Origin of the sequence: Barnesiella sp. An22, assembly GCF_963931395.1 — a bacterium.
GTDB lineage: Bacteria > Bacteroidota > Bacteroidia > Bacteroidales > Barnesiellaceae > Barnesiella > Barnesiella merdigallinarum.
The window spans coordinates 2,211,834-2,222,831 of the sequence record NZ_OZ007014.1; the positions used below are offsets into that span (position 1 = coordinate 2,211,834).

Below are 10,998 nucleotides of genomic sequence, written 5' to 3' on the forward strand. Positions count from 1 at the left end.
AATAACAATGGAAAAATCAAAAAAGAAAGAAGGTTTGTCCCGCCTGTTCGAGATAGCCGGGCAGAAGAAGGGGCTGCTTGTATTGGCAGGGGTTCTGTCTGCCGGCAGTGCGGCATGTATGCTGGTGCCTTATTGGGCGGTTTATGAAATTTTGAAAGAGCTGTTGTCGCACGGCGTAAATCCTGCCGCTTCGGACGGGGCGGAGATGATGCGCTGGGGATGGATAGCGTTTGGAGGACTTATCGGCGGATTGGTACTGCTGTATGCCTCCCTGATGTCTTCGCATGTGGCTGCGTTCCGCATCTTGTACGGGTTGCGTGTCCGCCTGTCCGAGCATATCGGCAGGCTTCCGTTGGGGTATCTGAACAACACCTCTACGGGAGCCATCAAGAAAACCATGGACCAGAACATCGAGAAGATAGAAGGCTTCATTGCCCACACCATTCCAGACTTGGTGAACGTAGTAGCCACGGTGGCGGTCATGCTGGTCATTTTCTTCTCGTTGGATGTGTGGCTGACGGTGGCCTGTCTGGCGGTTGTGGTGTTGAGTATCTTTCTGCAATTCTCCAATTTCATGGGGAAAAAGGCAAGGGAGTTCATGGGCATCTATTACGATGCGCAGGAAAAGATGAGCGCGTCTGCCGTACAATATGTACGGGGCATGCCCGTAGTCAAGATATTCGGGCAGAGCGTCCGCTCGTTCCGTCAGTTCAATGCCGAGATTCAGGCCTACAAGACATTCGCCTTGAAGTGTTGCGACACCTATCAGAACGGGATGGTGGCTTTTACCGTATTATTAAATTCAATGGTGACGTTTATTCTTCCGATGGGTATTCTGCTGTTGCAAGCCAGTCCGCAATCACTCTCATTGGCTGTGGTGTGGCTGTTTTTTATCATCATGGGACCGGGTATGGCTTCGCCCGTTTACAAACTGACTTTTTTAGGAGGGAATACGCGCGACATCAACGAAGGAGTAAACCGCATTGACCGCATACTGGAAAAGAAACCTGTGCCGGAGCCGGGACATCCGCAAGTGCCTGCTGCTTACGATGTAGAGTTCCGTCATGTATCATTCTTCTACGAAAACACGGAACAGGGAACACGAACGGAAGCCTTGCGTGATGTCAGCTTCAAAGCTCCACAAGGAAAGATAACCGCCCTTGTCGGTCCTTCAGGAAGCGGAAAATCAACGGTTGCCAACCTAATACCCCGGTTCTGGGATGTGGAGCAAGGGGAAATTTGTATAGGAGGTATTGACATTCGTCAGATAGATACGGCAAAACTGATGGACATGGTTTCATTTGTATTTCAAGACAATTTCCTTTTTTACGACACATTATATGAGAACATTGCCGTAGGTTCTCCAGATGCTACAAAAGAAAAGGTAATAGCCGCTGCGAAAGCTGCCCAATGCCACGATTTCATAGAGCGTTTGCCGCAAGGCTACGAAACAAGGATAGGCGATAAAGGTGTATTCCTGTCCGGCGGTGAAGCCCAACGGATATGTGTGGCTCGTGCCATATTGAAGAATGCTCCGATACTGGTGTTGGACGAAGCCACTGCTTTCGCTGACCCTGAAAACGAGCATAAAATGCAGATGGCTTTGCAGTCGCTGATAAAGGATAAAACGGTCATTGTGATTGCCCATCGCCTTTCTTCCATTATTTCTGCGCATCAGATTGTCGTCATGAAAGAAGGACGCATTGTGCAATGCGGAAAGCATGAACAGCTGTCCGTGACGGAGGGTGTATATAAAAATATGTGGGATGCCTATACGAGCGCATACCATTGGACGTTGAACAAAAACTAAAAGCAATATGAGAAAGAAGAATTTCTTAAACAAGGTCTTGCAAAACACAAGTTGTCCGCAAGGATTTTGGGGACGGATGATTTTGCGAGGAATGAATTGTTTTCATGCATCCTTAGCTAATCGTGGCATGAAGCAAGTGGAATGGCAGCCGAATTGGAATGTACTTGATATAGGCTGTGGCGGTGGTGCGAATTTGAAACGTTTATTGAATTTATGTCCGAAAGGAAATATCTACGGCATAGACCTGTCAGAAGAAAGTGTTTCATTCGCCCAAAAGTACAACGAAAAAGACTTGAATAAAAGATGTTTCATACAACAAGGGAATGTTTGTTCATTACCTTATGAGAATGGATTCTTTAATGCTATCACGGCTTTTGAAACGGTCTATTTCTGGTCGCCTGTAAACATAGCGTTGTCTGAAGTGGCGCGTGTTCTCCGAGAAGGAGGTTGTTTCCTTATTAGTCTGGAAGCGAGCGACCCCGAACTTGGAAAAATGTGGACGGAACGGATAGATGGTATGGTTGTCTATACTCCGGCAGAATTGGAAGAACGGTTGCATGAAGTCGGATTTTCATCCATCAGAACAATCCGTAAAAAGGAAGAAATACATATTATAGCATATAAATAAAATAAGATATGAATGCAATAAAGAATATTACAATAGGTCACACGGAAAGACTTTACAAGCCGGTGGGTTACACCATGCTTGCCAACTTAGTGAATATAGTACCGTTTTGTCTTTCTATAGAAGCGATACGTATCATTTTCAGTGCATTTGACGGGAGCGGACAGCCGCTTGACACGACCCGCCTGTGGTGGATATTCGGCATTATGGCTGTTTATATGCTGGTCATGGCTTTGGCAGAACGGGCATCCTACCGAGCCAATTTTAGAGGAGCATACGAAATGAGTGCTTCCGGGCGTTTGTCGCTGGCGGAGCACTTGCGGAAACTATCGTTGGGCTTTTTGTCGAAACGTGATCCGGGTGATTTGTCGTCTATGCTTGTTACGGACTTCATGATGGCAGAAACCGGAATTTCGCACCACCTGCCCCAACTTATGGGTGCCATAGTCATGCCCGTACTGGCTTTTGCTTCGCTTGTATGGATAGATTGGAGGATGGCGGTCAGCATGTTTGCCGCCTTGCCGCTTGCCTTGCTCGTCCTGTGGGCAAGCACAAAGGCACAGCGGAAGTTAAGCGGCAGGCAAATTCAAGCAAAAATAAATGCTGGAAATCGGTTGGAAGAATACTTACAGGGTATTCGGGTAATGAAAGCGTACAATCTGATAGGTGACCGCTTTGTTAGGTTGCGCGATGCTTTTGCGGAACTTCGCCGTGCTTGCATCCGTCAGGAGGCCTTGTTAGGCCCATTCGTCTTGTTGAGCATCACTTTAGTACGTGCCGGGCTGACAATGATGGTGCTATGTGGAACTTACCTTCTGTTGGGAGGGCAACTTTCAATCCTTGTATTCGTGCTATTCCTTGTAGTCGGTTCTCGTGTGTTCGACCCGCTGACTTCCGCACTGACAAACTTTACCGAGTTCCGCTATTTTTCCATTGCCGGTGGACGCATCCTTTCCTTGATGAACGAGCCGGAGATGAAAGGAGAACGGCAATCCCCGGCAGCGGGCGACATCCGGTTTGAACACGTATCGTTTGCCTATCAGGACAAGGAAGTGTTGCATGATATAAACATTACGCTCCCGAAAAACTCCTTGACGGCTCTTGTCGGACCTTCGGGAAGCGGGAAAAGTACGGTGATGAAGCTTTGCGCCCGTTTCTACGACCCACAGAAAGGATGTATCTTTTTCAATGGTGTTCCGATGAATGAGATAAATCCAGAAAGTCTGATGAGCCACATCTCTATGGTATTTCAGGATGTCTATCTGTTTCAGGACACCATACGCAATAATATCCGCTTTGGTAAAACTGACGCGACGGAAGAAGAAATTATAGCCGCAGCTAAAAAAGCCTGTTGCCATGATTTCATCATGCGGTTGCCGCAAGGCTACGACACGATGGTTGGCGAAGGTGGCTGTACTTTATCTGGAGGCGAGAAGCAGCGCATATCCATTGCCCGTGCCATGCTGAAAGACGCACAAGTCATCCTGCTGGACGAAGCTACCGCTTCGCTCGACCCAGAAAATGAAGTGGAGGTGCAGAAAGCCATCGACTCTTTGATTAAAGGACGCACCGTCATTGCCATAGCTCACAGGCTCAAGACCATAAAAGATGCCGACCGCATCATCGTCCTGGAGGACGGCCGGATAAAGGAAGAGGGCACGCACGATGAGCTTATCCGAAAGGAAGGGCTTTATGCCCATTTGTGGAATATACAGGAAAGTATTTCGGGGTGGAAACTGTAGATAAAGATGTGTTAAATTGCAAACTTCGTTACCATCACTTCTGTATTTGAATGTGCGGTGGCATTGGCTTACTGTATGAAATCAGCATTATAATTGTCAGAAAATCTGAAAAGGAAACAATCACAATAGTATAAACATTTAATCAATTTCAAAATGAACAGATCAGAAAACTGTATTCTCTCTTTTTGGAAGAGATTTGCATCATCGGCACATTACTGCCGAGCAGGATGTGTGGAATGGACTTTTTGCATTGCTCGCTTCAGCGAGAGAAGCCTATCTCCGGGATGTCGTTGACAGCGGCAAACTTTATCGCCGCTTCGTGGACGACTTCATCAACAGTCACCGGTATATAGACTGTGACAATGTGGTCTGCCGGAATTGCCATGAGATGATTATCCATATAGTCCGAGGTATTCTGCATGATTATCAGGATTGTGTGCGAGAAAAGTTCGCTACCGAATCATTCTCATTGGATGATTGCATGGAACTGAAAAGGATGTATGACACATCTGAAATAAATAGCCCGGCATTTGCGTATGATGCGGATCCAATGGCGACCGCAGCTTCACTTTCATTCGAGTGTAATTTTTCAAAAGAACAGATGGCAGGTATTGTGTCTTGTGCCAATACTTGCCATCTGTTCTGTGTTCCTACGGTTCGTATGGAGGATATGGAAGCTCTTTTTGCCTGCAAGGAGGGCTTCCGAATCCGTGTGAATAACATCCGCCATGTGGCCGTGCTTTTCGACGCGCTACTTGAAAGGTCATACATACAGGCGTACTGGCAGTCCGTTCTTGAAAGAGGAAAATTCCTGGTTTCCAAGGACGGCAAACGCATCGTGACAGCTTCAAGCCTGTCAACTGCCCTGTCTGCGGCAAGAATCCGTCCCACATCTGTCGTTTATGCTATCAGGACAATGATAGGCCGACTTCCGTAACAGTAATAATCCTATGATTTGAAAAGGTCGTCCATGGTGACCTCACTGTGGACGATACTTTTATGTTTTCCGTCCACCACTCCGTATGTAGTGACAAATGTGATTACCAATGCCTTTCTGGTCTTTGTCGCCATACGGAACAATCCCATCCGTTCACGGAGTTTCATCTCGTAATTATCAGTGATGGCATAACGGTCAGTGCTGAACTTCATTTCGCACAAATGGATGATGCGGTCTGCTCGCTCGATAATCATATCAATCTGGAAGCCAGGCATTTTTTTGTCAGGATCTGCCTTGCTTCTCCATGAGGATATGGCCGTTCCGACACCGGCTATTCCGAGTGCCGCCTTTATCTGCCGGTGATGTGCCAGACACACAAGTTCGAAACTGAGTCCCATCCACGCAGAGACGCTGCGGGAATCCATATTGTTGCTCCACCACCTTTCATCCTTGGCATTGTTGGATTCTATGAACTTGTAATAAAACAATGTAAAGAAGTCCGTAAGCCTGAAAATGCTTCCTCGGGTCTTACTCCCGAAATGTGACAGACGGGTTACGAAATCGCAGCGTTCAAGATTCTTCAGTATCTTGCTCAAGAAAGAGCCTTCCAGACCTGTGGCTTTTGCTATGTCCTCCCTTGTCAGTCCGGACTTGTTCTCCGACAATAACTTGACTATTGATATATATGTGTCGGCATTGCTGAACAGGGCATTGTACAGTTCGTCGAATTCCCCTTTGAGATGGGCACCATCTGCAAAAAAGAGCCGGTCAATGTTCTGTGCAAGACTGTCAGAGGTATTCAGGAGGCTCAGGTAAAAGGGAACGCCGCCGAATATCATATAACATTGCAGAATCTGGTATCTGTCCCATCTGCAGTTGCGCTGCCTCAGATATTCTTCCGTCTCATGCAGATTGAACGGGGAAAGATGCAGGTTGCAGGTCACTCTTGCGTGCAATCCTCCCTGATTGGCTTCTATCTTGTCCGCCATCCATGATGTCGCCGATCCTGTGGCGATGAGCATGATGTCTGTACGCCTGTTGCCCCAGCCGTTCCAGAATGTTTCCAGGGCATTGACAAAATTCGACCTCTGCGTATCCATCCAAGGCATTTCATCAATGAATATGACTTTTTTCCGGTCTGAAGGCAATGTCTCCAGATAATCTTCAAGCGCATTGAAGGCATCATACCATGTCTCGGCTTTCGGCTGTCTTTTTTTCGAATGACGCTTGATTGCCCTCATGAAATTCTGTATCTGCACCGAAGCCGGAGTGTTGTGTTCGCCTACAAAGGTGAAATCATATTTATAGTTGAAGAACTTGTCTATGAGATATGTCTTGCCGATACGCCTCCGTCCGCTGATGATGACAAATTCGGAGCGGTCTGATTCCAGACACCGCTGCAGTTCGTCACATTCCCTGTCTCGTGAAACCAGTTTGTCCTGCATAATATTTCCGTTTCCGCAAAGGTACTCAATCCATATGTATCTGCCAAATTTCAAAGAGTGAGTTCGTACTTTATCTCATAAAATATTTGAGTAAAAGTACAAACTCACCAACACAATAATACCGAGTTACTACTTTATCTATGATTTTTTATGAGATAAAGTAACGGTTCAGTATATAGTAGCGTTCCATATTAGCCGGATGCTTTTCTGTTTTTCTCGGATAAGTTATGTGCCCAGCTTGCTGTTTCAAGTGGTACGCATCCCGCCGCCGAAAGGCGGTTGGGGTATTAGGCTACCCCATAGGGTCTATTACTGGCACACGGGCAAGCCCGGAGATGAATCGGACTGGCAGGGGCGGATGGCGGAAAGGTATCTGATGCCAAATGTCATTCCACCCTCCCGGTATCCACCAGTTCGAGCCCGAAGGTGTCGATGAAGGTCTGCAACATGGGGTTGCGTTCTATCATCTTTGCGAGAATCATCTGCGGCGTGTCCTCCATCAGCAGGAAGTCGGCGATGTCCAGTCCGGTTTCACGCTGCGCATCGGTCGCGATCTTCTCCAGCATGTCTGAACATGTGGCACGCCTGCAAAAGGATTCCAGCATCGGCAGCCGTCGCCTCCATTCTTCCGTCGCCTTGAGGTCCGGGAAGAGAATCACCTCCCGACCGCCCAATACCTGCATGGTCTCGCTGTTGAAACACCCGTGCATCCCTCCGGTGGCAAGCCAAACGAAGTCGGGGATGAAATGGGCGGCGACAAGTGCCGTCTTTTCGCTCTCGACAATGGCTACAGGTTGGGCGGACACGGCGGCGGAGGTGTCCGACAGCAGGTGCTCGCCGAACAGGCACTGCTTCATCCTGAAATCCGGTACTTTCCTTACCGAATGTACCCAGCTTACCTGGTTGAAGGGTTCCTTGATCCGGTGTCCTGTTTCAGCGTCATAACCCATGATCTTGCCCGCACGCACATTGCCGTTACGGTCTATCTGCCAGAATACGGTCGCTCCGCCCCACATCCTTGACGTGCCTACCCGATAAAGACGGAACAGCCTGTCCGCATCCTTCTTGCTCATTACTCTGATAAAATAGCGGTGCAAGGGGTTGATGTCGTACCTGTGCATGGACTGCTCCACCCAATCAGAGGGAAGAAATGAAATCTGTGGCTCCTGTTCGGGCACCGGTTTCGCTGCCAGTCTTGCAGCCGTCGGTGTGTGGCTGCTTCTCTCCTGCTCACTCAACCTCTCCTTGACGGCCGGATTGTCCCGGAAATATTCCTTCGGGGTATAGTGGTAGCCGCAACTGTTGATATGGTCACAGATACCCACGTTGTCAGGGAAGGAAATCTCTCCCTCCTCGTCGATATAACGGGTAAAGCAGGACTTCCTGCCGCACTCCGGACAGGCGGTCTTGCTGCCCGGCCTGTATTTCTGAAGATGGAATCTGTATCCGTTCATGATGCTCTCTTTTGTGGATTCCTGCAAATGAAAACGGCCATTTGCAGTCTGCAGTTCTTGCAGTCTTGCAGGAATTTTACCTTTCCGGTACTCCGAGACTGCAAAACAGCAAAGACTGCAGGCTGCAACAAGGGGTCATCCGTTGCAGTTTCGGGTTGGCGGTTCATTATCGTTTTCATTAGATTTTCCAGATTTATCATATATGACTTTTTCGTAATGCCCGGCCTTGGATTTCCGCAGTAGCCCGCTCCTGCACAGTTCCCTGAGGTAGTTCATCACCGTGCGCTCGCTGACATTCTGCTGTTCCCTGCCTGTAGCGATGGCCGTTTTCGTGTCGAACGTGTCCGGCAGCAATAACAGCAGTACCTTGGGCGGTTCCTCGCACATGTCCTCTGCCACGAATGAACGGATGCGGCGGTACGAGTCCTCGAAATAGCCGTTCAGCCGGATGGCGGCTTTTACCGATACCATATCCACAGACTGCAGATGACTCTCGCCGGAAGCATACCGCAGCACCTGCATGAGCAGGGCCAGCCGTGCCACCTGCGCCGGATGCTTCATCTCACGGCTGTCCACCTCGGCATCGTCCTCTATCCGGTTGATGCGTTCCACTTTCCTGTTCCACCATGAGAAGAAATACTCTTTTGCCTCCCTGTCCATGGACAGCACATGGGATATCCTTTCTTCCTCTCCCGTGTCATAGTCCAGAGCGAGTACCTTGCCAAGTATCTGCTCCCAGCGTGCCGCTGCCAGAGATGCCCTGTCCTCCCCGCCATCATCCCAATCAATCCATTTTGACACTTCACGGGACTTGGGCAGCACGAACAGGATACGGTCGAGCAGTCCGTTCTCCTCGAAGCCTTTCGTGAGCAGTTCGTGTACACGCTTGGTCTGCGTGGTTCCGATGATATTGATGCACGGCTGTTCTATGTGGATAGGTATCGTACTGCTCACCCTTGTCACGTCCAAAGCCCCGCCGCTCCATGCCGTGAGCAACTGCTCTATGAGCTGTCCGTTGGTATAGCGGTTGGCGGAGTTGAACATCCCCATGATCTCGTCCACGAGGATGACCACGCTACGGGGATTGTTGTTGTGCGTCAGCAGGAGCGATTCGGGGGTGAAGTCGGACACGACGGTACGCCGCAGCACGGGCTTCTTCCCGATTTCCCCGGCTGCTTTCCATGCCTCCAGTCCCGCCTCATACGCCTTGAACAGGGCATAGTCGTGTTTCCGTATGGGACGGTATGCCGCCTCCAGCGGCGGTGTCTTGCCCAGTCCCGGCCTGCCCACGAGGATGATGTAGAGGGCGGCATTGCTCTGCCATTCGCCTTTGATGCGGATACGGTAGGTGCCGCCCAATGCCGCAGATACAGCCGAAATCATGGCAGTCGCTATGAACTCTGTCTTGTAGTTCTCGTACCGGGCCATATCAAGGATGACGGATTGAACCGTCTGCGGGAACACTTCCAGAGGAAAGCCGGTGTCTTCGGTATGTTCCGCCTCCATGCGGATCATGTTGCACAGTTCAAGTCGGGTGTGTGTCATGTCAGCCATTTCTCTTCTTGCAATAGGATGTCACACTCTCGGATTTCCCTCCCGTCTGCACACGCCGGACATCCGACCTGGCATACATGTTCTTGTTGCCCACCTTGACGGGGACGAGGTAGCCGCGCTTCGCCCACAGGTTGAGTGTGCCATCGCACACGTTCAACAACTCGCGGACTTGTTTCGTATTGAGCCAAGTCTCTTCCGCCTCACGCTTCATGGCGGCGTCCCTTTCCTCCTGCTGTGCCATGATGGTGCGCTGCACGATGGACTCGGCAAACATCTTCAGGTCGGCGGGCGTGACTTCCAGTTTCACGTTCGCACCCTGTTCGACCAGACTTTCTATGGTGATCATAAATATCAAGTTTTGAATTTTGTGATGACCATCTGCATTAGTTCCCTGACGCCTCCCTTCCGATGGCTTGTAAAAGAGAAGCACCGCCTATCCCCGGGAAGAGGATTGACGGTGCAAAAGTACATGGGAATTGAAACGAATTGATATATAATGTCTTGTCTTAAATTGTCATGACAATTTAAGTCTGTGTGACCATATAATACGGCTTATTTTGTCTTATCCGGCGGCAGTGTCCGTTACATCTTCGGAGATGATTTCCTTGATTTCCTGTACCAGTGACCGGAACAGTTCCCTGTTCTCGTCACTCTCGATAAGAGGAGCCATCTGGTCTTTCCCGTCCTTGATGATATGCTTTGCCGTCTTCAGGAAGCCGACCGCCTGCCGTATGGCGCTCTCGCTTTTCAGGGAGGGAAGGTCAGTGAACTGCAATGCCATTCCCACGCTGTATTCCTTCGCGGCGTGCATCCCGGCCACCAGCTGCAGGTCTTTCAGCACATAGAACGGGAGTGCCTGATGTACGGCACTCGTGTTTATGGAGACGAAACGGCGGATGCATTGCAGGACTTCCTCCCTGTTTCCGCACTTGAGATAATCCGCAAGTGGCCGCTCCTGTATTTTCTTCTTTCCGGCCGTCCGCTGCGCCTGCGGCACCGTACCGCTGCCGGAGTCCGTTGCTGCCGGGTTGCCTCCGGTATCACCGCCACCCATCTCGTCCTTTAAGGACTGCAAAGCCCATTCGCCGATGCTGCCTTTCTCAATGGCACCTTTCATGGCGAAGTGCTCGTCCCAGTCCTCCTGCGTGCGGAAGCCGTTCTTTATGGACACCTCGATAATCTGCCTGACGACAATGGAGCAGCCCATCCTTTCGGCGTTCCCAGCCTTGGGGTGCCCCGCCTGCCTGCTGACCATGTCAACCATCGCCTCGAAACTTTTGCCGTAGTACAGCCAGCTCAGCACGAGAGGGGCGGACAGGGTTACGAAGCGTTTTCTCAGACTCTGTCTGAAAATGTATTTCATCCTGCCCCATAAGGAGGACGGAGGAGCCGCATTCTCTTCCCTCCAAGATAAATATACAACTTAACTAT

Annotated in this window: 9 protein-coding genes; 4 read left to right on the forward strand and 5 right to left on the reverse strand. The window is 49.8% G+C overall.

All coding sequences use genetic code 11. The annotated features are described in order from the left end of the window. The first annotated feature begins 7 nt into the window (after window positions 1–7). The 4 genes from ABGT88_RS09105 (at window position 8) to ABGT88_RS09120 (ending at window position 5,114) form a co-directional block, all read left to right on the forward strand. A complete protein-coding gene (locus ABGT88_RS09105; protein WP_346701660.1) occupies window positions 8–1,810 on the forward strand; it encodes an ABC transporter ATP-binding protein in 1,803 nt (600 codons plus the stop codon). 7 nt (window positions 1,811–1,817) lie between these two features. Next, window positions 1,818–2,438: a class I SAM-dependent methyltransferase gene (locus ABGT88_RS09110; protein ID WP_346701662.1), complete on the forward strand. Its 621-nt coding sequence runs from the start codon at window positions 1,818–1,820 to the stop codon at window positions 2,436–2,438. 8 nt (window positions 2,439–2,446) lie between these two features. After that, window positions 2,447–4,177, forward strand: a complete 1,731-nt coding sequence (locus ABGT88_RS09115; RefSeq protein WP_346701664.1) for an ABC transporter ATP-binding protein — start codon at window positions 2,447–2,449, stop codon at window positions 4,175–4,177. Between the two features lie 229 nt (window positions 4,178–4,406). After that, complete coding sequence (locus tag ABGT88_RS09120; protein ID WP_206422472.1) at window positions 4,407–5,114, forward strand: hypothetical protein; 708 nt, start codon at window positions 4,407–4,409, stop codon at window positions 5,112–5,114. Window positions 5,115–5,125: 11 nt separating this feature from the next. On the opposite strand, the gene ABGT88_RS09125 is transcribed toward ABGT88_RS09120, so the two are convergent. The 5 genes from ABGT88_RS09125 to ABGT88_RS09145 all read right to left on the reverse strand — a co-directional run bounded on the left by ABGT88_RS09125 (window position 5,126) and on the right by ABGT88_RS09145 (window position 10,930). Next, on the reverse strand, window positions 5,126–6,559 hold the full coding sequence (locus tag ABGT88_RS09125; RefSeq protein ID WP_346701666.1) for an ATP-binding protein: 1,434 nt from the start codon (window positions 6,557–6,559) through the stop codon (window positions 5,126–5,128). Between the two features lie 386 nt (window positions 6,560–6,945). Then, window positions 6,946–8,013 (reverse strand): DUF6371 domain-containing protein, encoded by a 1,068-nt coding sequence (locus ABGT88_RS09130; RefSeq protein WP_346701668.1) that lies wholly within the window; start codon window positions 8,011–8,013, stop codon window positions 6,946–6,948. Between the two features lie 135 nt (window positions 8,014–8,148). Then, on the reverse strand, window positions 8,149–9,567 hold the full coding sequence (locus ABGT88_RS09135; protein WP_346701670.1) for a DUF3987 domain-containing protein: 1,419 nt from the start codon (window positions 9,565–9,567) through the stop codon (window positions 8,149–8,151). After that, window positions 9,560–9,913 (reverse strand): helix-turn-helix domain-containing protein, encoded by a 354-nt coding sequence (locus ABGT88_RS09140; protein WP_346701672.1) that lies wholly within the window; start codon window positions 9,911–9,913, stop codon window positions 9,560–9,562. The genes ABGT88_RS09135 and ABGT88_RS09140 overlap by 8 nt, the downstream gene beginning before the upstream one ends. A 216-nt stretch (window positions 9,914–10,129) precedes the next feature. Continuing rightward, a complete protein-coding gene (locus tag ABGT88_RS09145) occupies window positions 10,130–10,930 on the reverse strand; it encodes a DUF6043 family protein (RefSeq protein ID WP_346701674.1) in 801 nt (266 codons plus the stop codon). Between the last annotated feature and the right edge of the window lie 68 nt (window positions 10,931–10,998).